Below are 24,817 nucleotides of genomic sequence, written 5' to 3'. Positions count from 1 at the left end.
AATGCAATGGGAAATATACAGGAACTGGACTGGGGAAATATCGACTGGGTCTTTGAACCCGCCCCGGGATCAAACGATAAAATGAAGGTTGGAATCAGCACCATACGGTCCGGCGGGGAGCAGCCCCGCCATATTCATATCGGGGATGAACAGCTTATGTACGTCCTGAAGGGTTACGGACACCAGAAAGTCGGGGATGAAGAACTCCCTCTGGCTCCCGGAAAGCTCTATCATATTTCCCCCGGCATGTCCCATGAGGCGGTCAACGACGGAGATGAAGAGATTGTCAAACTGCTGATCTCCATTCCCGCCGCGCTGAGTGACGGACCGGCCTGGCAGGGGCAGGAAACCGAAGTCCCCGCCGCTCCCCGGGAAATTGACAGGCGGCATTTTCTCAGACAGACCATCTCCGAAATCTCCGGCCAGATGCTGCACCCGCTGAAAATGCCGCTGTCTATCTACGACTGTGACGGAACGGCGGTCTATCAGAATGCGGAATATCCCGCCTTCTGTAAGACGTGCTGTGACATCGTGGAGGATCCGATGAACTGTCCCCTCTACCGTCAGAAGGAATCTTATCCCGCATCCTGCAATTCGAGGCCCTCGGCCTTTATCTGCCAGTACGGCCTATCCCTCTATATTCTTCCCATCGTGTCCGGCGAAGATTACCTGGGGGCGATCAAGGCCGGCCACGTCAGGACGATGGATCCCGCCGTGACGGATTTTCCGGGAAAGCTCCCCTATAATGTCCCCAGCAGCACCGTGGCGGGCATCCTGCAGATTATGGAGAAACTTTCAAACATCATCTGCAATTACTATCATTTTACCCAGATGGAAGCGGCCCTGGAGGACAGCAAAAAAGCCCTGTCCGACCAGACGAAGCAGGAACAGCTTCTGCAGTCCTCGCTTCAGACCAGCCAGACAAAGGCCATCAACTTACAGATTAACCAGCATTTCTTATTTAACACATTGAATATGATGATGGGCACGGCCATCCGTGAGAACGCGGAACAGACCTACCAGGCCATCAGCAGCCTGGCCCTGATGCTCCAATATACGCTGCGCGGCGACAGCTATTTTGTCCCGCTTCGCGAGGAAGTGAATTACCTGAAGAATTATACGGGGCTGCAGCAGATGCGTTTCGGAAAACGGCTGAAGCTTCAGTACGATATTGACGAACAGCTTCTGCATGAAGAGGTTCCGTTTAACTTCCTCCAGCCGATTGTGGAGAACTGCTTTAAGCATGCCTTCGCCGCATCCGGGGATTTGATGGCAATCTCCGTCTCCATCCACGGGGCGGAGGACTTTCTCACCGTAAGCATCAAAGACAACGGCAGAGGGATGGAACCCGAAGAACTTCTCGCCCTCAAGGCCATCACGCGCAACGGCGACTCCTCCCACGGAACGGCAATGGTTGCGCGGAAACTGGATGCCCTGTACGGTGAGAAATACCGCTATGAAATCAGCTCCGGCGGCGACGGAACCACCGTGACCATCAAGATTCCATGGAGAAGGGGGAACGCAACATGAAAAAGGTTCTTCTGGCCGACGACGAAAGAGCCTCCAGCGATATCATCCGCTATTTTATAGAAAAACATAAGCTTCCTCTGGAAGTGGTCGGTGAGACAACCCGGGGCGATGAAACCGTGGAGGCGGTCAAACGGCTGCGCCCAGACATTGTATTCCTGGACATTGAAATGCCCGGCTTAAATGGGCTCCAGGTCATGGAGAAGCTCGGCCATGAGCCCTTGGGGGATGTGGCTTTTATCATCATTACGGCGTATAATTCCTTTACCTACGCCCAGCAGGCGCTGCGGCTTAAAGCCCGTGATTTTCTGCTGAAACCGATACTCTATGAACAGTTCTGTGAGACCATGCAGCGCGTTCTGGGATACCGTTATTCCGACAATCCTCTGTTTAACCAGCTTATGGAATACATTGATCTGCATTATATGGAAGAGCTGCATCTGGGGGACTGCGCTGCGGCTATTTCAACCAGCGAAAGCAACGTGGCAAGATTATTCAAGCATTATCTGAACACCAGCTTCACCACCTACTATAATTCCGTCCGGATCAATAAGGCGACGGAACTTCTGCACAACGGCTGTTCGGTCAAGGAAGCCGCAGATATGGTGGGATACAGCAATTTAAACTACTTTTACCGCACCTTCAAGAAGCAGACCGGCATGACGCCGAAAGAGCACCAGGGAGGGCATGAACCCGCCATTCCACCGTCTTAACGTGGGAATTACCGTTCACACCGCATTGCGCAGTGAACAATAACACGCTTCGCGGAATACATCCCGAGTGAACAGTAACGGGGAAATTCCCGGTGCAATTCTTTTAGCCGCCGAACCTTGCATACTGTGGATAAGTATGGTACGCTTATAAATAAAAGCTATATAGCAAGCGTCTATATTTTTGAGAAAATGGACTTTTAAATACAAAACGGACATCATGGATTCTACATAATAAAAAGCCGCCCGGAGGCATTTATGCAAAAGAAAATTTTTCCTGTTATTATAACGTTCGCCCTCATACTTTCAAGCCTTTTTTCACTTTTCTGCCTGCATAACCTCCAGGGTAATGCAAAGGTAATCAACTATGCGGGAATCGTGCGCGGCGCCACCCAGCGTCTGATCAAAGAAGAGCTGAACCATAAACCGAATGACGCCCTGATTAAGAAGCTGGACAGTATACTGTCCGAGCTTCAGAGCGGCAAAGGCGAATACGGACTAATCCGCATGGACAGCAGTGATTTCCAGTCCCTCATTCTCCGGATGCAGTCCGACTGGCAGAAGATGAAAGAGGAAATTAAAGACGTCAGGGCCGGAGGAAGCACGGAACAGCTTTTTGAAGACAGTGAATCTTATTTTGACCTGGCTGATCAGGCGGTTCTTGCCGCAGAGCAGTTCTCCGAAAAGAAGGAATACCTGGCAGAAAAAAGTCTGCTTATCTTAAACTGTTCCTTTATTTTAATGATTTTCCTTTTCTACCTGTTCAGCTCCAGCCAGGCAAAACGAAGAAAAGCCCTCCTTGAAGCAGAGCAGGAAAACCGCAGAAAAGAAGAACGTCTGTCACGTATGACCGACAGCCTCCTCGGACCGATCAACGATATCTCCGAACTAATCTATATTACCGATATTGAAAACCATGAACTGCTGTTTCTGAACAAAGCCGGCCGTGAATCCTTTCACATAGACACCATGGAGGGTCAGAAATGCTATAAGGCGCTTCAGGGTAATGACGCTCCCTGTGATTTCTGCACCACTCCCCTGCTGAAAGAAGGGGAAATCTATACATGGGAATTCACGAACCCGCTGACCAAACGCCATTATATCCTGAAAGACAGCCTGATTGAGTGGGAAGGGCGGATTGCCCGGATGGAACTCGCTTTTGACACCACCGAATCGGAAAAAGAAAAGATACAGCTCAAATCCAACCTGGAAGCCGACAAAATGATCACAGAATGCGTGCGCATGCTTTACCAGCCCGATGATATTGATGCGGCCATTTCCCAGGTGCTTCAGTATCTGGGAAGTTTTCTCTCCGCCGCCCGTACTTATATCGTATATATCCGGGACGGCAGAATGTATAACGATTATGAATGGTGTGCAGACGGTATTGCACCCCAGAAAGAATTTCTGCAGGAAACTCCCGTTGAGTTGATTGTGCGGTGGATCCCTTATTTTAACCAAAAAAAATGTATTATTATCGAGGATTTGGAGCAGATTCAAAAGACGGCCCCAAAAGAATATGAAATTCTTCATTCACAGATGATCACAAGCCTTGTCGTCGCCCCGCTGGAGCATGAAGGGACATTGATCGGCTATTTCGGCGTAGATAATCCGCCGACCGACCGGATTCAGAATATTGCCCCTCTCCTTCAGACACTGTGCTATTTCCTTCTGCTTGCAAAAAGCCACTCGGACAGCCAGAAATTACTGAAGCATTTAAGCTATTTCGACAAACTAACGGATTTCTATAACAGAAACAAGTATATAGAAGACACGACGGCTCTGACCCACACGGACAAACCCGTAGGAATCGTCTATCTGGACGTTAACGGATTAAAAGATATCAACGACCGCTACGGTCACGAATTTGGAGATAAGGTTTTAGTAGAGTGCGCCAGGCGGATGAAATCCATATTTACCTGTGGAAATTTTTACCGCATAGGCGGCGATGAATTTGTCATTATCTGTCCCGATATGAAGCAGGAACAGTTCCATAATCTGGTGCATGAACTGAAAGCCCGTTTTGATCTGGATTCCGACTGTCAGGCTGCCATAGGTTCCCAGTGGCTCGAATGCATTGACGATATCGGCCGCGAGATTGCAATTGCCGATGCCAGAATGTATGAGGATAAAAAGGCATATTACCGAAAAAATCCCGCATCACGCCGCTACCGCCATTATAATGATGAGCTCCTCTCTCACCTCTCCAGCTCCTCTACGCTGCAAGAAGAGATCGGACAGAATCATTTTGTTGTCCACCTGCAGCCTAAAATTTCGGCCTCCAGCCGTTTGGCCGAAGGAGCGGAAGCGCTTGTCCGTTACGTTCCGATACCGGGCAAGCTGGTTGAGCCGGGAGATTTTATTCCGCTCCTGGAAGAATTTGAAATTATCAACCTGATTGATTTTTATGTTTTCCGCTTTGTCTGTTCCAAACTGAGCTCCTGGAAAAAAAGCGGCCGGCGTTTATTCCCTATTTCCGTGAATTTTTCGGTCTGTTCCCTGAAAATGCCCGGTTTTATCGAGCAGCTTACGGATATCTGCGTCTCCTGCGGTATCTCACCGGAGTATCTGGAAATCGAAGTCACAGAGAAAATACAGAACAACAACGGCCTTGATGTGAAAGAACTGAGTTCACGGCTGCAGAAAGCGGGCTTTACCGTTGCCCTCGACGATTTCGGTACGGAGTGTGCAAATGTGGTCCTTCTGTCCGAGGTGGAATTCGATGTCCTTAAGTTAGATAAGAGTATCATCGACCATATCGCGGATAACCCGAGAAACCTGGCTATTGTCAAATCCATCTCTGAGGTCTGCCATAATCTTAATGTCTGCCTGATAGCTGAAGGCGTAGAGACGGAGGAACAGTTTTCCGTACTTTGTTCCTGCGGCATTGATTTGGTTCAGGGATATTTATTCAGCAAACCTGTTTCCGTTGAGGAATATGAGAAATTGTTTTTATACGAAAAATAACGCACTTTACATTTTCATCCAGTGAAAATGTAAAGTGAACTTGTTGTCTTCTGCGTTAAAGCATCCCCGGAGCCCTGACGCTTTTCACCTTTCTCACCTTTCCTTTTAAGGTTTTGTTCTGCAAAGCTTCCAGAACAAGAGCGCCTTTCCGGTTTAAGATTTCCACATAGCTGAGGCTGTCCCTGATATCGATGATTCCGATGTCCGTCACTTCCACACCCTCAATAGTGCAGATTGTGGCGACTATATCGTTAGCCCTGATTTTCGATTTCCTGCCTCCGCCGATGGACAGTCTCATGATTTCTTTGGTAAATCCGCTTCCGCTCTGCGTTTTTAATTCCGTTTTGGCCCTCTGGCTTGCCCAGAATTTTTTCTCGTCCGCCTGTTCCACTTCCGGACATGCTGCGATCTCAAGGGTTTGGCCGGTGAACTCTTCCACCATCTTGAGCATCCGGCGATCCTCTTCACATACCAGACTTACCGCCGTCCCTGTTTTTCCGTTTCTGCCGGTACGTCCGATCCGATGGACATAGGTTTCCCTTCCGGTTGGAAAATCATAATTGAATACGTGGGTAATGTCCTTGAAATCAATCCCCCTGGCTGCTACATCGGTCGCAATCAAAAAGCGGAAACCGCCTCTCCGAAACGCATTGACGGTTTTCAAACGTTCCTTCTGCTCCATATCCCCGTGCAGCATTCCGCAGAAAATCCGGTTCCGCCTCAATTTTTGAAACAGGACATTCACCATCTCCCTTGTTCCGCAAAAGATGATAGCGCTCTCCGGATTCTCCAGCTTCAGCGCTCTGATGAAGGTATCGTATTTGCCGTCCGGTTCCGTTTCATACAGCTTCTGGGCAATGGCGGGTTCCTCTTCCTGCTGTGCATCACAAGTCACGGTGACGGCTTCCTGCATGAATCCTTCCGTCAACCGGCAGATTTCCGGCTTCAGTGTGGCGGAAAAAAGAGAAATCCCCGCATTTTCCGGGACTTCCGCCAGAATATCTTTTACCTCGTCGGCAAACCCCATATCCAGCATTAAATCCGCCTCGTCGATGACAACCCATTCCACCCGGCTCAGCTTTAAAGTTTCGCGGCGGATATGATCCATGACACGCCCCGGCGTTCCCACTATGATATGGGACTTCTGTTTCAAGGTCTGAATCTGCTTATCAATAGGAAAACCGCCGTATACGGCGGCAACCTTTAACCGCTTCAGCCTGCCGATAAAAAAAACTTCATCCCGCACCTGTTCCGACAGTTCCCTGGTGGGTTCAAGAATTAAAACCTGCGGGAGATTCTCCTCCCAGACTGCATTCTCACAAACCGGTATTGCAAATGCCGCCGTTTTCCCGCTCCCGGTGGGAGCCTTTGCTAATACATTGGCGCCCGATAACATAATCGGTATGACCGACTTCTGTATCTCCGTCGGTGTCTGGTACCCCAGCACTTTTAATGCGCTGAGAATTGTATCAGACAGTTCGTAATTATTAAAATGACTATTTTCCTGTTTATTCATCTGCCTCTTCCTTATGAAAAAATAAATGCAGAGAACTGCAAAGTCCCTCTGCATCCCGGCTGTTCACAACGGCCTGTCCAGTGATTATATCACAGATATTAAAATTTGACGATGCCCTGTTTGGCTGCCCTCCCAAAATCGCTTGTGACAAAATCTGTGCATTGCAACTGCATTAATGTGATAAATTGCACGCATAGTTTTTAAATCCGGGAATACACATAAATAGATTCAGACACGCAGGAGGACTTTTTATGTGCACAGCAATGACATTACAAACCCTACAGGATAACACTTTTCTGGGCCGTACCATGGATTTTTCCTATCCCCTTGATCCCGAGTTATATGTCGTGCCCGCAGGCTATCAGTGGAACAGCATCCTGAGTAACCAATCATTCCAAAACCGCTTCAGTTTTATCGGCATTGGACAGAACATTTCTCATGTTGCATTTGCGGACGGGGTAAACGAAAAAGGATTTGCAGCCGCAGCCCTCTACTTTCCCGGATATGCCCAATATGATGAGGATGATTCGCGCGATACATCCGCCGTATCGATCGCGGCCAATGAACTTCTGGGTTATCTTTTAGGGAACTGTTCATCCGTGGACCAGGCGGCCGGCCTTCTTGATAATCTCCGTATTGTTGGTACAAAGGACAGCATAACACAATCCGTTGCCCCTCTTCACTGGATTGTTGCCGAGCAGAGCGGCAGATGCGCCGTAATAGAAAAAACGGCAGGCGGCCTTTACCTGTGGAATAATCCTCTGGGAATTCTGTCGAACAGTCCGGATTTTTCCTGGCATATGACCAACCTGCGCAATTATATGAATATACAGCCATTTCAAAGACCTGAAGCAAAATGGAATTCCGTGAAACTTACCCCCTTCGGACAGGGCGCCGGTACAACCGGCCTGCCCGGAGACTACACTCCACCAGGCCGTTTTGTCAAAACCGCTTATCAGAAAAGCCATATTCCCATGCCTGCAAACGACAGGGAGGCGGTTATCTCCGGTTTTCACGTCATGGCGGGTGTGAGTATTCCAAAGGGAATCGTCGTGACCAACCGGCAGACAACAGATTACACTCAATATACGGCTTTCATGAGCCTGTCCACGGCCGAATACTATTTTAAAACCTATGATGAATCCGGGATTACCACTGCCAGGCTTCAGGATTACGCACAAAATTCCGCTCTGATGTCTTTGGGTAAATTGAACCGGCCAACCGTCTTTACCCGCATGTGAAATCTATTCCGTCACGCGGATATCCCCCCGGCGCTTCAAACAGTTCTTCCGCCCTCCAGTTCCGCCAGGAGTTCGGAAAGCTCTGAAACGGGCGGCATACATTTACTGCCTGCGCAGAGATAGAACCGGGCTCCGTCCTCAGGCAACGGATAATCACCGGTATAGGGAGCCAATCTTTTAAGCTCCCTTTCATTTTCCTCTGTTTTAACCACGACAGACAGTCCCGGTGATGTTTCGGTCAGACAGACAAGCTGCGCAGACAGTTTTTCTTTGTTTTCAGAATCCAGTCTGTTGGATAGCGTACATATCAGTTCCCTGGCCGGATAAAGTACATTCATCATGGTCAGCAGTGCGAAACTGTTTCCCGAAGGATACTCTTCCATGGCTCCCGCCAGAAACCGAAGCTGTTTATTAAGCGCCTCCTGCCAGTTGGTCTCACCGGTGATTTGTGCGAGCTGCTGCAGCACCCCGGCGGCCACTGAGTTTCCCGACGGAATCGCGCCGTCATAGGTCTCTTTTGTCCTCACAATCAGCTTCTCTCCGTCTTTCGCATACAGATAGAACCCTCCGTTTTCCCAATCGAAAAACTGTTCCAGCATCGTCTTTGCCCAGGCAGCCGCCCGGCTCAGGTATTCCGTCCGGAACGTTACTTTGTAAAGTTCCACCAGCCCGAGGATAAAGAAGGCATAGTCATCCAGCTTTCCCTCCCCCGCGGCGTCTCCGTCGCGGTAGCGCACCAGCAGGCGCCCGTCTCTCACAAGATGTTTGAGGATAAATGTCTCGGCCCGGACAGCCATCTCCACATACCGCTTTTCACCCAGCACGGCTCCGGCTTTCGCACAGGCGCAGATCATCAAACCGTTCCAGGAAACGAGGATTTTATCGTCCTTGTGAAGACTTGTCCGGCCGATGCGGTATTCATACAGCTTTTTACCGTCCTCCGTTTCACCGCTCAGTTCATATTTTTCATTCTCCAGCAGATTGGGAATGCTTTTTCCTTCAAAGTTTCCATCCCTGGTGATTCCATAGCGGATGCAGAATGAATCTCCGTCCTTTTTCCCTAAAACTTTCTTTATTTCTTCCCTGGTGAATACATAGTACTTTCCTTCTATCCCGTCGCTGTCCGCATCCTGGCCACAGTAGAATCCGCCCTGTTCATCCGTCAGTTCCCGTTCCACATACCCGAGTATTTTTTTCACCACGAATCCGTACATCTTCCGTCCGGTCATAGCAAACGCCTCCGCGTAAGCCATAACAAGGAGCGCGTTGTCATAGAGCATTTTTTCAAAATGCGGGACCATCCATTTTTCATCGGTGGAATATCTGGAGAATCCACCTCCAATGTGATCAAAAATCCCGCCCCGGTACATCTGGGCCAGAGTGTGTTCGGCCATGGCAAGCGCATCCCGGTTCTTTTCCCTCACGCCGTACTCCATCAGGAACATCAGGTTATGGGGTGTCGGAAACTTCGGCGCCCCGCCAAATCCGCCGTTCTTTGCATCAAAGCTGCGTGCAAACTGCCGGAAGGCCCGATGAACCACAACCATTCCCGGTTCACCCGCCCTTGTGATCTGCTCCTGTTCTTTTAAATAAGCTTCTATCCGCTCCGCGCTGCCCGACAGTTCCTCTCTGTTTTCCTTCCACCGAACCGCCACCGCAGTCAGCAGTTCTTCCAGCCCCATCCGGCCGTAACGCGCCCTGGGCGGAAAATACGTTCCCGAGAAAAACGGCCTGCACTCCGGCGTCATAATAACCGTCAGCGGCCAGCCGCCCTGTCCGTTCATGGCCTGGCAGACCGACATATAGACCGCATCCACATCCGGCCGCTCCTCCCTGTCTACTTTAACGCAGATATAATCCCGGTTTAACAGCTCCGCGATCACAGGGTTTTCAAATGATTCCCTTTCCATCACATGACACCAATGACAAGTGCTTTAGTCAGACGCGTCAGCTATACCCAATAGATAGGAAAACAGGCTTGTTTTCATTCTTTGCTTTTTCAAATGCTTCTTCTCCCCACGGATACCACTGCACCGGATTATATGCGTGCTGCAGAAGATACGGGGATTTTTCATGAATTAATCTATTGGGTGTATTGTTCATATTGTCCACGGAACCACCTCCTTTCTTTTCTTTGAAAAAAGAGGATATATTTGTGGGTGCAAATATATCCTCTTTGGATAAATGGGAGTTACTTTTCCTTGTTATGTTCTCCCTTTTCATTGTAAATTATACCGGACCGTTACCGTTTCTGTTCTCCCAGGATGTGTTCCGCAGGGTCTCTCCATGTTACGCCATTAACGGTTTCATTTTTTTGATGCATTCTTCCAGGGGCTCCATCAAATCCTTGGCTTTTTCAAACTCATTTGCCCGAAGCAGCTGCTGAATCCTGGTTTCCAGCTCTTTCTTCTTTTGCTCCATCAGCAGGTAATCTTTGTCAAAGTAATTGGCGTAAACCATCTGCCGGAATCTGCGGCTGCTCATCCTGCGCAGGGTATTGTTCTCCACTAAGAGCACGTAATCCACACAATTTGCGACCGTATAATAATCATGGGAGACCATGAGGACCGCGCCTTTATATTCCGCAATTGCCTGTTCTAATGCAATCTGGGCGTAGATATCGAGGTGTCCCGTCGGCTCGTCCATCAGCAGAAGATTCGCTTTGCCTAATGAGAGCGCCGCCAGCTGAAACAGATCTTTTTCACCACCCGATAACCCACTCATTTTCTGATGGACCGTATCGCCTTCGAAACCAAATTTTTTCAGATACTCCAAGGCGTCGTTTAGGGCTTCGAACCCCTTTTCAGCCATAATTTCCAGCAGTGTTTTTGAATCGTCATCCCCTGAGCCTGTAACCTGTGAAAACATAGCGGTTTCCGCCTCTTCACTTATCCTGACGGATTCTTTCCTGTTTTCAAAGATTTCGCAGAGCAGTGTGGTTTTGCCGGTTCCATTGCCGCCTACAATTGCCACATGCTCTCCGGGCTTCATTTGAAAATCCACATGTTCCAGAAGCTGCTCTTCGAACGAGACGCTGTAGTCCGTCAATTCCAGAATGTATTCGTCCGTTATTTCTCCTTCCGTCTCAAAATGAATCTCAGGCTGTTTAATATCCACGAAAGGTGCCTTTGTTTTTCTTTCCTTTAAACGGTCCACCAGGGTTTGTCTTGCATAGACAGCTCTGCCAAGGGATGCATTGTCAAATTCCGACGCCCTGGCCCTGGATTTGGCCAGGATTTTACTCTGGCGGTCAATCTCCGCCTGATCGGCTGCCGCCGCCTCTTCCAAAGCAATTTTGGTGGAGAGAAGTTCAAAGTTATATTCCGTATAGTTTCCGTCAAACTCCTGGATATCCATATTTTCCATATGGAGTATCTTATTGAAACAATGGTTTAACAGATACCGGTTATGCGTGATGACGAGAAGCGTGCCCTTGTGGGCATTAATCAGATTTCTCAGGGAATTCAGATGCTGAAAATCGAGAAATACATCCGGCTCATCCATAATCAGGAACTTGGGACTCAGCATCATCTCCCTTATTACCTGAATCAGTTTAAATTCTCCGCCGCTCAGACTGTTTATTTTCTGTTCTTTAAGCTTCTGTAAGCCGGCAAGCTTTAACTGCTTTTTAATATTGCTTTCGTAGAAATCTCCGTCAATTGCATTCCATTCGTCCAGTTCTTTCTGATACTCCTGAAAAATTGTTTCCAGATCTTCCGACGTTTCCATTTCCCTGCAAAAATCCATGATCTTTTGCTCATGTTTTACAAACTCTTCACTGATATACTGAAATACCGTCACATCTTCTTTGGGATCCAACTGCGAAAATTGGCTGACATATCCGATCCGGTCCGTGCTGCCGAATTCTATTTTTCCATCGTACAGATACTCGTCCCGATGCATCAGTAAATCGAGCAGCGTGCTTTTGCCCGTGCCGTTGGTGCCGATTAAGGCGCAATGCACATCATCCTCTATTGTAAATGAAACATTCTTATATAAATCCTTCTGCGGATATGAGTAGGATAAATCCCGGACCTTAATCATGGCTGCCTCCTGTGGGGTTATTTTTGAAGTTGGTTCTGGTTCCTTTTTTCTTTCGGTTTTCTGCTCCTTTGCGGCCTGTTTTGCGGCTTGTCCTGCATTCTGTCCTGCGGCCTGTCCTCCGCCGTGCGCTGTTTTTTCTTTGCCGTCCGTTCTCCTGATACCGGAGCCGCTGCGGATGGTTTCCGGGAACCTTTTGAGGACGGTTCCTGGGATGCTCCCCTGGCTCCTCTTTTTGGCTGCGCCACCTTTACCGCCGGGAAATTATTGACCAGCGGATACGGATGTTCCTTTACTTCCGTTAACTTCTTTCCGATCAATTTTTCAATATCGGCAAGCTGTTCCTTCTCGTCAAAATCACAGAAAGAAATTGCAACGCCTCCGAGGCCTGCCCTGCCGGTACGGCCGATGCGGTGTACGTAGGTCTCCGGCACATCCGGCAGATCGTAATTGATCACATGGGACAGTTCATCAATATCAATGCCTCTCGCCGCAATGTCGGTTGCAATGAGTACCTGCAGCCTTTTATTTTTAAAATCGTTTAATGCCTTCTGCCGCGCTCCCTGCGATTTATCGCCGTGGATTGCCTGGGCTACCACCTTGCTTCTCGACAGTTGTTTTACAATACGGTCCGCCCCGTGCTTGGTTCGTGTAAACACCAGGGTCGAATCGATCTTTTCATTCTTTAGTATATGCAGAAGTAAATCTTTTTTATTGCCCTTATCAACATAATACAGATACTGCTCAATCAAATCCACGGTTGTTGACGCCGGAGTCACCTCTATCTTCACCGGAGATTTCAGAATTTTCCCCGCCAGCTTCGCAATGTCCGGCGGCATTGTAGCCGAGAAAAACAGTGTCTGCTTGTCTGTCGGTGTTTTGGCTATGATTTTTTTGATATCATGGATAAATCCCATGTCCAGCATGCGGTCGGCTTCGTCCAGAACAAGGATTTTAATGTGCTCTATATTTACGATCTTCTGATCCATTAAATCTAATAATCTTCCCGGCGTCGCCACCAGAATATCAACTCCCTGCCGCAAACTCGTCTCCTGCGGTTTTTGAGATACACCGCCAAACACTACGCAGGTTTTCAAATTCAAAAACTCTCCGTAAGTATTGAAGCTCTCAAATATTTGTATAGCAAGCTCTCTTGTGGGCGTTACGACCAGAGCCCGGATATTTCGTTTCTCCCACCTGGGCACAGTTTCCCTGCTGAGTATTTGAAGCGTTGGAATAGCAAACGCCGCCGTTTTTCCAGTGCCTGTCTGCGCGCATCCAAGCAAGTCCCTGCCGTCCAGTACAACCGGAATGGCCTCTTCCTGTATTGGTGTGGGAATTTCATAGTTCTCTTTTTCCAGTGCCTTTATGATTTCAGGCATGATATTCAGCTCTTTAAATTGCATATTCTCTCCTATTAACTTTTTTGACTGCGCAGGTATAATGCCCCGCCGGGTCATTATATCATATTCACTGCGTGAATACGTGTCTCCGACGGAACTTAGCGCCCGTATTTCTGCGGTGGACGCAGAAAACGGTATGCGCAGGTATAATGCCCCGCCGGGTCATTATACCATAGTTTTCAAAACTGCGATATGATTTAATGATTGGGCGGGGACTGTATGTGCCTGGAGCGCTGCGGGGCGCCCAGCCGGACCGCAGCCCTGGCAAAGCCGGGGAACGGAGCTTTAACTCCATTCCCCGGCTTTGTCAGGTTCATGTTTCACTGCTATCCCTGCGGAAAAGGATTCTCACTTTCCGCTTTTTTCTTCCGTTTCATGTTTGCTTTTTGCCGGTACATGGCCTCGTCCGCCCGTTTGAACACATCATTGAAACATGTATCGGTCTCTTCGTTATAAACCGCGACGCCCGTGGCAATAAAAATCTGTCCTCCAGGCGATTCAGAGCGGTTGAATTCCTCTACCGCCTCCTGGAACTGTATCAGAAATTCCCTGTAATGCCCGCAGTCCGGACCGTCTAAAATAGCCACGAACTCATCACCGCCTATGCGGAAAACGGAACCTCGCTTAAATACTTCACATATAATCCTGCACGCATTAATGATCAGCCTGTCACCGGAGTCATGGCCCCGGGTGTCATTCACGGTCTTCAGATCATTGATATCAAATACAATCACCGCATACTGCATCTTTTCAGGACTGGCCTGCTTGTCCAGCATAGCCACCGCCTCCTGATAGGCTGTTTTGTTCTTTGCGCCCGTCATACCGTCCAGATAGGCAAGGCTGTTGATGTAATGGATATATTTCTGCAAATGATTGACCGTCAGCTGAAAACTGTCCGCCAGCATCCCTACTTCATCCTGTGTCCGATGTGTCACTACTATCGATAAATCACCCCCGGCAATTTTCCTGGCCGCTTCATTCAGCTCTTTCAGAGGCCGGATGAGACGGCGTGTCATAAAAATGGTAAGAAACACAGAAAAAATCAAAAAAAACACCAGGGCAAAACCGCTTTGCAGTATCATCCGGTTCTTAGCGGCATCTATCTCAGCCGTCGGGGCCGTAACTCCCAGCCACATTCCGTTTCTCAGACTGCATAGGGCCATCTTCTTTTTTTCGCCGTTCATAAAGTATGTTACCAGACGGTTGTTCTCTCCCGCATCCATCAGTTCTTTGGATGCCGGCAGGCCGTTTTCCAGCCCCGCAAGCGATGTACCCGGCGGGAACTCCTTATGGTACACTATATTGGCCCGCGCGTCTGATAAAAAGGCATAACCGCTGGAGTATACCTCCACATCCCGGACCATATCCCTGACAACATCCAGATCTATGTCCATCCCAATTACTCCGACCGTCACATCATCAGCATACAGCGGTACCACATAGGAAATCATTTCTATATTGATGTTCTGATTCTGATAAGGCTCCATCCAGATGGCTTTTCCGCTTTTTACCGGCTGATAATACCAGCCAACATGTTCCACATCATCCGGACTGTATTCTGATAAATCCGTCGGCATAAATTCCTGAAACTCTCCGTTTAGCTCTGTCTTTCCCCAGAAAAATCCGGCAACCGGATTTCCAAAATCGGGATTGAACCGGAGATAGACAGCCAGCGCTCCCTCCGTATTATCGGCGGCATTAATAGCAACAGACAAAATATTTTCTGTATATGTTTCCAGACAGACATCATCTGTCTGCAGAACTTCAGCACTGGTAATCTGCCCGATGGCATACGCCGCCAGCGTATCCACCGACTGCTCAATGCGTGATAAAAGGGTATCTATTCTCCTGGCTTTTTCCGTACAAAGCAGATTCATTATCTTGGTTGAATTTTCATCGCTGACCTGCTTTGCGGTAAAAATTCCAACGCCGCCGATAACAGTGGAGGAAAGCAAAACACACCCTAAAATCAACGCGATAAATTTTGTCTGAATAGATTTCATGGTCTGCTCCTTATAAGATTAAATCCGGGCAGCGTAAGCCGCCACGCGGTACATTATCTGTCAGATAAGAACCGGCCCGGCGTTTCCGTCTGTCATCTCCTCCGTCCGGTTCTGCCGTCCAGCGTATTTCTAAGCGTTTCAAGCATAACCCCAATATCCACAGGTTTAGCAATGTGGGCGTCCATACCTGACTCCATAGCCGCCTGAATGTCCTTCTCAAAAGCGTTGGCGGTCATGGCGATGATAGGAATCGTCTCAGCGTCGGCTCTGTCACCCGACCGGATGGCGCGGGCCGCCTCATAGCCGTTCATATCCGGCATTTGGATATCCATCAAAATCGCGTCGAAAGCAGCCGGCTCCGCAGCGAAAAACGCCTCTACCGCCTGCGCTCCGTTAACTTTGAGTTCCGATTCCGCGCCGTACATCCGGAGAATCTCACACAAAATCTCAGCATTAATCTCATTGTCTTCCGCTACAAGGAACCGTTTCCCCGCAAGAGGCTCCCCCACCGGATCCTCAAAAACTTTTGTTTCAGTTTCTTCCGGGACCGGGGCTATCTCATTTTCCATTTCTACTGTGAAGGTGGAGCCATGATTCACCTTACTCTGTACGGATATCTCTCCTCCCATAAGATCCACCAGGCCCTTGACAATACTCAGTCCCAGTCCGGAGCCTTCCAACCGGGATACCGCGCTGCTTCGGGCAAAAGGTTCAAACAGATGTACCTGGGTTTCCTCCGGGATTCCAATCCCTGTATCGCTGACGGTAAAGCGGTAGCGCACCCACCCGTCCCCTTTTGTCCCCGGAATTTCCTCCAGTAAAAACCTTACGGTGCCTCCCGCCGGCGTGAACTTTACCGAGTTACCCAGAATGTTTATCATAATCTGGTTCGTACGTAAGGCGTCCCCATAGAAGTACGGGTGGTGTATCCCGCCTATTTGAACGTCATACTTCAGTCCGGCCGCGTCCGCCTGGGGAGCTATAATCTCCGTAGCCTGGACCACCAGTTCCGGCATATAGAGCCGCTCCCGGTTCAGTTCAATTTTGGCCTGTTCAATCCGGCTCATATCCAAAATATCATTAATCAGGCTAAGAAGGTGCTTAGAGGACATGGATATCTTCTGCAGGCAGCTCTGCACCCGGATCGGATCACCGGCATTGGCGTTCGCCAGCGTAGTCATACCCATGATGGCGTTCATCGGCGTACGGATGTCATGGCTCATGGCAGACAGAAAGTCGCTTTTTGCCCGGCTGGCTTCCCGTGACAGCTCCAGCGCCTTTTCCAGCTCTGCTTTTGCATCCCGCTCTGCGGCCAGCATATCCGTTACGTCAGAGCGCACCAGACAAACCGTCTTGTGATTTTGATCCCCCCATAATACGTTGATCTGCTTATACCGCAGATTTCCCTCCAATGACTGATATGGCAGGACAAAATCAAAACCGTCCGGCTTTTCTTCCAGCTGCCGGCTCAGGTTTTCAAGGCGGAACTGCTGCTTCACCGCCTCACGGTCGGCGGCTGTTTCGTAATAACCCGCTAAATTCTCTAAAGACGTATTATAGACTTCCGCCGTATAGGGCGGAAGGTTTTCCAATACCATCTGTCTCGTATACATGGTGAAACTGCCCGTAAAGACATCGATGAAACCTGCCAGCTCACAGGTATAGGCAATCACCCGGAGCAGCCGCTGCTGTTCCCGGATAGAATCAGTGATATCCGTCCTGGACAGACAGACCCGGCCCAGCCGGAGATCAATCGGTGAAACCGTCATATTCTTGGTTCTGATATCCCCGTAATCATCGATGAGGGAAAAGGCAATAGTATAAGCTCCGCCCTGTTCCAGGCGCTCGGCCATGCGTCCCATATTTAAACCGTTCCAATATTGTTCCCGGTCTTTCGGAACGACTCTGTGCTCCATCATATATTCCATCCATTTAGAATGTTTTCCCTGTTTGGGCGGTACAAAACGGGCATTTGGATCCAGTGACAGGATTTTGTAGGTATCCCGCGTTAAATCTAAATCCGCTGCAAAATCGTACCCGGTAACCGAAAGCTGGTGCAGAATCCGGTCGGAAACCACCTGTTCCGTGATATCCGTCACCGTCAAAATACCAGTGACGTCTCCGCTGTCGGGGGTAGTTACCATGTGCATCTCAAATTGTACATACCGGCCGCTGTCTTCATTCGGCAGATACACATAGAATTCCTTCGTCTGCTCTGTTTCCCCCCGCTCAAAAGCGGCCAGGGAAGGTTCCCGCAAATAGATATCCAGAAATGCCTGCCGTTCATTTTCATCGATCAGGGTCGAAAGACCGATGAAGAATTCCTCGCGGACAGAGCCGAATGTCTCCCGGAGAGCCAGGCCGGTATGGTCCATAATTTCTATTATAAAGTTTTGTGTGATGTTGCAGTGTCCGAGCACCAGAGCGTTGGGATCATGCCTCTGGTAATGCTGCAGGATCAGATCATTGTACTGCTGCCAGACATGGGCCCTCTCCTCACGTTCCAGCGTCATATCACTATAAACGGAATAGATCTTCTGCTCCCCTCCCTCACTCTGGATAAGAGACAGGGTATTCTTGACCCATACATAGTCCCCGGTTCCATTCAAAAGCCGGTACTCAAGCTCACAGCGTTTTTTCCCGCTGGCAATATAATCGGCCAGCTGCTGAGTTGTGTGTTCCCGGTCATCCGGGTGGACACCTTTCAAAGCGTCTTCCTGGTAGAGTTTCCACGCTTCTTCCAGTGTCATACCGGTAGTGGCCGCAAGCCCCTCCGAGATATACTCCGGAATCATCCCTCCATCCTTTTCACAGCGGACCACTGCCACCCCTCCCGGCAGATTTTTCAGCATATTTTGAAAATACTGTTCCAGCCGGTCCCGCTCTCTGCGGGTTTTTGCTTCCTCTGTGGTATCACGGATATATTTCACATAAGCCGGTATTCCGTTCCAGTCGACTTCCTTGAAGCGTATCGTATAGACACGGCCCGAATCCTCCACCTCTGCCTCGCCCTTTTCCAAATCCGGCTCATGGCTCTTTAAGTGGCAGAATTCACAAGGCTCACTTTTGCCGTGAAGCGCGGTATAACACTTCATTCCCAGACAGGGACGGCCCTTTACAAAAAGTTTCTCGGACTCATTCACATAAAACAGTTCCTTATTTTCTTTCCCTATCACATAAATGCCGTCTGCCGTATCATTGGCCATCTCCTGAAACAGGCGCGCTTCGTCCGACATCCCCATAAATACCGCATAAAACTTTGCAGAATCGGTCAAGGGGCCCATGCGCTGTCCCTTGACATGCAGCCAAATCAGGCCTCCGTTCTTGTGATACATCCGGTAAGAGATGTCCAGGACTTCCCCGCTGTACAGGGCTTTTTTCACAGCCGCTTTGACCCGTTCTTTATCCTGTTCATAAACAACATCAAGAGAATCATCGGCTGTCAGGGCCTCATATTCTTTCCTGCTATGGCCGGTCAAGGCAGGAACGCCGTCTGAAAAGTATATGGTTTCAAAGATGTCCGAGATTCTGTAAATGGCAACGCCTCCCGGAATCGCATTTATGATATCCCGTGCCTTCTCTTTGACGGAGTTCAATTCTTCCTCCAGGCGCTGCTGTTCGCTCACATCAGAACAGGCATCATTTTGCGCGTTCATGCCACCCTCTTCACACTTCTTTTCCTTGATATCTGTGGCATATATGATATGAACCGTTTTCCCGTCCCAATCAATAATTTGTCCATTGAGCTGGTAGAGATGTCCGCTTGCCGGGTTCCGGTACTCCCGAATCAGCCCCTCTGTGGAATTCAGTAGAGAGCAAAGCCCGCTGTCTCCTAAATCTGCCAGGAATGTATCTTTTGCCCGATCATTCGCATATAACAGCGTGTGATTATCGGATGAACCAACCAATACCGCCATCGGTGCGTGATCCAGCACCGATATCAATTGAGCCTTGGACAGGGAGCGTTCCTGAATCATAATCCGCTCCTCCTTTCATCATGTGCGGCGCATCAAAAGCCGCGGAATATGCACGTCCTTAAAATCTCTGCCTATATTTGCCATATTATATCATGCGCACCAGAGGTAGACAATATTTCTACTGATAAACGCGTCTTTTTTACCTTATTTGACTCGGCTTTAAGGGTTAAAATTCCAGCCCTATGCCAAAGTATTTTAAACCATTTTGCATCCCGGTTCCTTCAGCAGCCGTTGAAAACTCCGTTTACGCCCGCCGGTTCACCTGTCTGGAGATACCCTGGTAATATCATAGTAAGACACGCAGGTCTGATAAGCCGGATTCTCATAAACACCGGCGATTGCATTACTTACGGCATAATTTTGCACTGCATCATATGCAAAAATCATATAACATTCCTCCAGAATTTTCTCCTGCATCTGAATGTATGTCCTCTCCGCAGCGTCCCTGTCTGTTGCGGTCAACTCGACCGCCTCTTTGTTCTCAGCAGCGAACACATGTCCATCCAGGTAACAGAAATTGCATCCCGCCGAAGTCCCTGAATCCATCAGGAGCGTTGAGAACCAGCTGGCGGGATCTGCATAATCCGGCCACCATTTCATAACCATGATATCCTGGCAGTCATCAGGATTGGGGCTCCCCGCCAGGGACATCTGCGCGTCCCAGTCCATGCTGAGAAGTTTTAAAGTCACACCAATCCCTGCAAGGTTTTCCTTATACCGGTTCAGCATTTCACCATATACGGCGTTGCTTCCCATGTAAGAAACCGTTACGGTGGCATTATCCATGCCTGATTTTTTCAAATACTCCGCTGCTTTTTCGAGACTGCAGTTATACTGCATCAGCTCATCACTGTGCCCCCACAGCCCCGCTGTGATCATGCCGTGTGACTGGGTTCCGCTTCCTTTCAGAATATCATTGACCACTTCTTCATATGGGAAGGCGTATGCCAGGGCTTTTCGGAAGTCCGTATTACTGCAGGGTAAACTTTTTGTATTCAACATCAGAATAACATTAGTAAAGGTGTTTGCAGTGAGGATGGTAAATCCGTCCTTTCCGCGCAATATATTTAAATCTTCAGTAGAAAAATCGGACGCCAGCTGTGCTTCCCCGCTCTCAAGAAGTTCCCGGCGGGCGCCGGAATCGGCAACCTCCTGGATATATACATATTTATACTGGTTGTCCTTCCAGCCGCCCCGGTAATCTTCATAAGCCTTCATGGTTACCGCTCTCGCGGAAACCGTGGCGATTGTGTAAGGGCCGCTCCCGCCGTCATTCCCCTCGTTGAACCATTCCGCGTCCTTATTTATCACATTGGGACTCATGATATAAGCCGCATTGCCGGCCGACGCAATCAGCGGGATGGATGCACTGTAGCGGAGATGAAATGTCACTTCATACTCACCGGTCACTTCGATGGAATCCACACTGTCCCAGATGTAGGAAGCTCCCGTTCCGAGAGCGATGGTCCGGTCAATTGACTTCTTGACCGCTTCCGCATTCATCGTTTCCCCGTCGTGAAATTTGACATCGTCCCTCAGCTTAAATGTCCATTCTGTGCCTTCCCCGTTGGATGACCAGCCGGTTGCAAGCAGCGGCGTGACTTCTTCCGTCCGGTCATCGTAGTGTGTCAGGGTTTCGTATACATTGTAAAGAATTTTAACCCCGTTGGACTGCTCCGTACTCGGGTCCAGCGTCATATACGGTTCAGAGTAATACGCATGGTAGAGCACCTCCGTGCCGCTTACCCCCGTCTTTGAAGTTTTGCCGCATCCGGATGACAGAAGAAATACAGCTGTTATGGATACCAGCAGAATCGAAAACCGCTTTTTTTTATTCATAAAATCACCTTCCCGCTTTATCGGCAAGCCCCGCGTTCCGCAACTCCCTGAGCAGCTTTTTCATATCAATCGGCTTTGCAATATGGGCATTCATTCCAGCCTCCAGACATGACTGGATGTCTTCTGCAAAAGCATCCGCTGTCATGGCAATGATGGGAATTTCACGTTTCTTTTTATCCCGGAAGGAGCGTATCGCCATGGCTGCCTCACGCCCGTCCATGACAGGCATCTGTATATCCATCAGGACGGCATCGTATGTCCCTGCTTTTGATCGGTTCAGAATATCAACGCAGATTTGTCCGTTCCCTGCCCTAACGGAGTCAATATCATGGAATTTAAGAAGCGCTTCTATGATCTCCCAGTTCAGGTCATTATCCTCGGCAATCAGGAGATGCAGCCCCTGAAGACCGTCCGCGCTGTCATCGGGCGCCTCTGTTTCCACCTCTGAAAAATGCAGGAATTCGTTCATTTTTTCGTAAACAGCTGACTTAAACATTGGTTTATTGATAAACCCGTTCGCCCCAGCTTCCTTTGCGGCGTCTTCCATTTCAGTCCAGTCGTATGCGCTGATAATAATGATAGGAACTTCGTCCCCAATCCTGGCCCGGATGGCTCTTGTTGTCTCAATGCCGTCCATATCCGGCATCATCAAATCCACGATTACGACGGGATAATCCTGGCCGCTTTCATGTCCTGCAGCCGCCATTTCAACGGCTGTACGCCCATTGACCGCTATATCAACCTTTACGCCCATGGAAACCAGCATATCCTCTGCCGTTTCGAGGAACACCTCGTCGTCATCTACAAGTAACAGCCGAATCGGCGGCAGCATTAAATCATCTGTAATTCGTTCCGCTATGGAAAGTGTCAGCCTGACCGTAAACTTCGTTCCTTTCCCCAGCTCGCTCTCACAGTCGATAGTGCCGTGCATCAGCTCCACCATCTGCCTGGTAATGGCAAGCCCCAGGCCGGTACCCTGTACCTTGTCAATACGGCTGTCAACCGCCCGGGTGAAGGTCCGGTACATGTTCTTCATAAATTCCTGGGACATGCCTATCCCGGTATCGCGAACCATATAGGTCAAAACCACCTTACTGCCGTCCTCCGGCAAGGGTTCTTCTCCAAGCTCCAGGACGATGCTCCCGCCCGGATTCGTATACTTTACTGCATTGGTAAGAAGATTGATGAAGATCTGGTTTACCCGCAGTTCGTCCGCATACAAGTACTCGTAATTCAGGTGATGGAGGCGGACGTCAAAGTCCAGTCCCTTTTCCTTAATTTGCGGCCTGACGATATTCACAAGGTTCGCACTTAATTCAGAGAGTGAAAACACTACCGGGCGCAAGGCCATTTTGCCCGATTCCACTTTTGAAATATCCAGCACATCATTAACCAGGGTAAGCAGATGGTTGCCGGCCAACACAATTTTATTCAGGCAGTCCAGCACCTGTGCCCGATCCTCAATGTGTTTCGTAGCGATGGCTGTCATCCCTATGATAGCATTCATCGGAGTACGGATATCGTGCGACATGGAGGAGAGGAACTGGGTTTTAGCCATATTGGCTCTCCGTGTTTCCTCTATGCTCTTCCTGAGCTGGCTGTTGATATACAGGATGCTGCCTCCGTCCAGCAGCAGAATAAGAAAGAAACCGGCGGTCACATATAAAAGCATATGCCAGTCAAATCCCATATTCACCAGAGCCCCTGACTGAATATAGCCTACGAACGTACAATTGGGTGTGTTGCTAATCCTTGCGCTGACGTAGTAGGCTGCCTCCCCAGCCTGATCCTTTAATTCAACCAGATAACTGTCCCTTTTCTGGAACTCGCTTTGGAATTCTCCGATATCCACGTATGACAGCTCATTATTCTGTTTAATAAATGTCCAGAAGGTATCTCCGCTCATTGAATCAGATCTGATGATATACCGCCCGTTAATATCAATCAGCGAAACCTCCGCATCGCGGTATGCACCGGGAAAAAGCCACTGGGAATGCAGTATTTCCACAGGAATCGTCTTTACAAGAATTGCCTTCGCATTTTCTCCGTTTTCATCCTTGAGCGTTAAAAGACTGCAAAAACCGACGCTGTTGACACCGTCCGCCGGATTAATGTACGCGGAGGAAATATAAATAGCGCCTTCTCCCCTGCTTCCATTTACCATTTGAGGTAATATGTAGGTGAAGGCTTCCGCCACATGCGAATAATCGACGCTGTTCCCTTCAGTTCCCGCATCTGTTGATAAACCGGATAAAGTGTCGTAATACAAAATATGTACGGAAACATTATCGTTTATATTTACTTCCTTCAGATATTCAATGGACTCTTCCATTGAGTAACCGTGATTCTCTAAGTAAGAAGCCCAGCTGTCACATTCGTTCTGCAGACTGCGCATATATCCATAGGATAATTGGGAAGTGGATTCCACGGCTGCGGTAAAAGATTCCCGCGCCGCGCCTTCTTTATCACTTCGCACATTTTGAGCATAGTCCACACAAAGAACCAGTATGAAAACAGCGATAAGAATATTACCAAAAACAAGCGCAGTATATCTGTGCCTTCCCACTTTGCTTTTCATATACATTCTCCATTTTTCTGACAATACGCAGTTGGGACCCCGCACTGCCATATACCCTCATTTCACAGCCGTCCGGTTCATCCCCGTTTACTGACGGCTCATCTGCTTGGCAATATACATATCTTTATCTGCTTCCCGGACTAAATCCTCGATAGAGGACAGATGTGAGGTCCAGCTCCACCCCACCGCCGCTAAATCCTTCGGCAGATGTACCAATTCGCTGTTTTTAAAATCTTGACGCAGGGCCATGATTTTTTCCCGGCAGCTCTTTTTGCTGATCCCATTCAGTATGACGACAAACTCATCACCGCCAATACGGAATATATTAGCCTCCCCCTTAGCAAACCTGCTGTTTATACGTTCCACAATCAGCTGCAGAAGATAGTCCCCCATATCATGTCCATATGTATCGTTTGTCAGTTTCAGGTTGTTCGCATCAACAAATACAACCCCCACGCTTCCGTTATTTTCCAGGTTACCGCAAAACTCAACATAGCTGTTTCTGTTTTGGACCCGGGTCGCGGCGTCATACCCCGCCAAAAAATTCAATTGTCTCTGCACTTCAACTAAATCTGTCTCATCCATCAGGACACATGCGCAATATCCCGGGATATGCCAGGGATAACATATAATTTTCAGGTATTTATCTATCTCGGCGCTGTACTCATGAAGTTCGTGGTTTTTTCCCTGGAACGCAGATGAATAGTAATATCTCAGCCACTTTTTATCATGTTTTTCCGGAAAAAGCTCTTTATAAAAACGATGTCCCAGCATATTCTCTAAATCCACTTCCTCCAGTCTGGCATGAGCCTGGTTTGCATAGCGGAAAATGAAATCGATCGGCTCATGTTTATCATTCAGAAGTATTTCTATGATAGTAAAAGCAATTGGCATCTTATCAAAACATAGTTTACACACATTATAGTCAAAATGTTCCATATACTCTCTCTTCCTGTACTGGATAATCGGCTTTCACGCCGTGAAGGCATTGGCTGTCCGGACAATAATCGGCGCA

The 24,817-nt window shown here is 48.8% G+C and carries 14 protein-coding genes; 4 read left to right on the top strand and 10 right to left on the bottom strand.

What is annotated here, in order from left to right; translation table 11 throughout:
• The first annotated feature begins 6 nt into the window (after positions 1-6).
• The 3 genes from EJL91_RS12920 to EJL91_RS12910 all read left to right on the top strand — a co-directional run bounded on the left by EJL91_RS12920 (position 7) and on the right by EJL91_RS12910 (position 5,204).
• Positions 7-1,530 (top strand): histidine kinase, encoded by a 1,524-nt coding sequence (locus tag EJL91_RS12920; protein WP_125142385.1) that lies wholly within the window; start codon positions 7-9, stop codon positions 1,528-1,530.
• A complete protein-coding gene (locus EJL91_RS12915; protein WP_125142384.1) occupies positions 1,527-2,240 on the top strand; it encodes a response regulator transcription factor in 714 nt (237 codons plus the stop codon). The genes EJL91_RS12920 and EJL91_RS12915 overlap by 4 nt, the downstream gene beginning before the upstream one ends.
• Before the next feature lie 255 nt (positions 2,241-2,495).
• A complete protein-coding gene (locus tag EJL91_RS12910; RefSeq protein WP_125142383.1) occupies positions 2,496-5,204 on the top strand; it encodes an EAL domain-containing protein in 2,709 nt (902 codons plus the stop codon).
• Between the two features lie 55 nt (positions 5,205-5,259).
• Here the strand turns inward: EJL91_RS12910 and EJL91_RS12905 are convergent, their stop codons facing one another.
• Positions 5,260-6,720 carry a DEAD/DEAH box helicase gene (locus EJL91_RS12905; RefSeq protein WP_125142382.1) on the bottom strand — a complete coding sequence of 487 codons (1,461 nt, stop codon included), beginning with the start codon at positions 6,718-6,720 and terminating at the stop codon, positions 5,260-5,262.
• A gap of 251 nt (positions 6,721-6,971) precedes the next feature.
• Between EJL91_RS12905 and EJL91_RS12900 the strand changes: the two genes are divergently transcribed.
• A complete protein-coding gene (locus tag EJL91_RS12900) occupies positions 6,972-7,961 on the top strand; it encodes a linear amide C-N hydrolase (RefSeq protein WP_125142381.1) in 990 nt (329 codons plus the stop codon).
• Between the two features lie 35 nt (positions 7,962-7,996).
• Here the strand turns inward: EJL91_RS12900 and EJL91_RS12895 are convergent, their stop codons facing one another.
• From EJL91_RS12895 to EJL91_RS12855, 9 genes are all read right to left on the bottom strand, one after another.
• Complete coding sequence (locus EJL91_RS12895; protein WP_125142380.1) at positions 7,997-9,871, bottom strand: thioredoxin domain-containing protein; 1,875 nt, start codon at positions 9,869-9,871, stop codon at positions 7,997-7,999.
• 37 nt (positions 9,872-9,908) lie between these two features.
• Complete coding sequence (locus EJL91_RS25135; protein WP_279230044.1) at positions 9,909-10,184, bottom strand: DUF255 domain-containing protein; 276 nt, start codon at positions 10,182-10,184, stop codon at positions 9,909-9,911.
• A 66-nt stretch (positions 10,185-10,250) separates the two neighbouring features.
• Positions 10,251-12,005, bottom strand: a complete 1,755-nt coding sequence (locus EJL91_RS12885) for an ATP-binding cassette domain-containing protein (RefSeq protein WP_125142379.1) — start codon at positions 12,003-12,005, stop codon at positions 10,251-10,253.
• Between the two features lie 17 nt (positions 12,006-12,022).
• Positions 12,023-13,408, bottom strand: a complete 1,386-nt coding sequence (locus EJL91_RS12880; RefSeq protein ID WP_125142378.1) for a DEAD/DEAH box helicase — start codon at positions 13,406-13,408, stop codon at positions 12,023-12,025.
• A 323-nt stretch (positions 13,409-13,731) separates the two neighbouring features.
• Positions 13,732-15,408, bottom strand: a complete 1,677-nt coding sequence (locus tag EJL91_RS12875; protein ID WP_125142377.1) for a sensor domain-containing diguanylate cyclase — start codon at positions 15,406-15,408, stop codon at positions 13,732-13,734.
• A 92-nt stretch (positions 15,409-15,500) separates the two neighbouring features.
• Positions 15,501-19,385, bottom strand: coding sequence for a PAS domain-containing hybrid sensor histidine kinase/response regulator (locus EJL91_RS12870; RefSeq protein ID WP_125142376.1), 3,885 nt, complete (start codon positions 19,383-19,385; stop codon positions 15,501-15,503).
• Between the two features lie 258 nt (positions 19,386-19,643).
• Positions 19,644-21,224, bottom strand: coding sequence for an ABC transporter substrate-binding protein (locus EJL91_RS12865; protein WP_125142375.1), 1,581 nt, complete (start codon positions 21,222-21,224; stop codon positions 19,644-19,646).
• 4 nt (positions 21,225-21,228) lie between these two features.
• Positions 21,229-23,802: a hybrid sensor histidine kinase/response regulator gene (locus EJL91_RS12860; RefSeq protein ID WP_125142374.1), complete on the bottom strand. Its 2,574-nt coding sequence runs from the start codon at positions 23,800-23,802 to the stop codon at positions 21,229-21,231.
• Positions 23,803-23,889: 87 nt separating this feature from the next.
• A complete protein-coding gene (locus EJL91_RS12855; RefSeq protein WP_125142373.1) occupies positions 23,890-24,741 on the bottom strand; it encodes a GGDEF domain-containing protein in 852 nt (283 codons plus the stop codon).
• Between the last annotated feature and the right edge of the window lie 76 nt (positions 24,742-24,817).

The sequence above is a fragment of the Clostridium transplantifaecale genome, assembly GCF_900626075.1.
GTDB classification, from domain to species: domain Bacteria; phylum Bacillota; class Clostridia; order Lachnospirales; family Lachnospiraceae; genus Otoolea; species Otoolea transplantifaecalis.
This window is presented reverse-complemented; position numbering and strand designations above follow the sequence as displayed.

What these genes read in the sequence shown, in the direction of transcription:
- EJL91_RS12920 (WP_125142385.1), top strand. Translation starts at nt 7, where the DNA reads ATGGGAAATATACAGGAACTGGACTGGGGAAATATCGACTGGGTCTTT.
- EJL91_RS12915 (WP_125142384.1), top strand. Translation starts at nt 1,527, where the DNA reads ATGAAAAAGGTTCTTCTGGCCGACGACGAAAGAGCCTCCAGCGATATC.
- EJL91_RS12910 (WP_125142383.1), top strand. Translation starts at nt 2,496, where the DNA reads ATGCAAAAGAAAATTTTTCCTGTTATTATAACGTTCGCCCTCATACTT.
- EJL91_RS12905 (WP_125142382.1), bottom strand. Translation starts at nt 6,720, where the DNA reads ATGAATAAACAGGAAAATAGTCATTTTAATAATTACGAACTGTCTGAT.
- EJL91_RS12900 (WP_125142381.1), top strand. Translation starts at nt 6,972, where the DNA reads ATGTGCACAGCAATGACATTACAAACCCTACAGGATAACACTTTTCTG.
- EJL91_RS12895 (WP_125142380.1), bottom strand. Translation starts at nt 9,871, where the DNA reads ATGGAAAGGGAATCATTTGAAAACCCTGTGATCGCGGAGCTGTTAAAC.
- EJL91_RS25135 (WP_279230044.1), bottom strand. Translation starts at nt 10,184, where the DNA reads ATGAAAAGGGAGAACATAACAAGGAAAAGTAACTCCCATTTATCCAAA.
- EJL91_RS12885 (WP_125142379.1), bottom strand. Translation starts at nt 12,005, where the DNA reads ATGATTAAGGTCCGGGATTTATCCTACTCATATCCGCAGAAGGATTTA.
- EJL91_RS12880 (WP_125142378.1), bottom strand. Translation starts at nt 13,408, where the DNA reads ATGCAATTTAAAGAGCTGAATATCATGCCTGAAATCATAAAGGCACTG.
- EJL91_RS12875 (WP_125142377.1), bottom strand. Translation starts at nt 15,408, where the DNA reads ATGAAATCTATTCAGACAAAATTTATCGCGTTGATTTTAGGGTGTGTT.
- EJL91_RS12870 (WP_125142376.1), bottom strand. Translation starts at nt 19,385, where the DNA reads ATGATTCAGGAACGCTCCCTGTCCAAGGCTCAATTGATATCGGTGCTG.
- EJL91_RS12865 (WP_125142375.1), bottom strand. Translation starts at nt 21,224, where the DNA reads ATGAATAAAAAAAAGCGGTTTTCGATTCTGCTGGTATCCATAACAGCT.
- EJL91_RS12860 (WP_125142374.1), bottom strand. Translation starts at nt 23,802, where the DNA reads ATGAAAAGCAAAGTGGGAAGGCACAGATATACTGCGCTTGTTTTTGGT.
- EJL91_RS12855 (WP_125142373.1), bottom strand. Translation starts at nt 24,741, where the DNA reads ATGGAACATTTTGACTATAATGTGTGTAAACTATGTTTTGATAAGATG.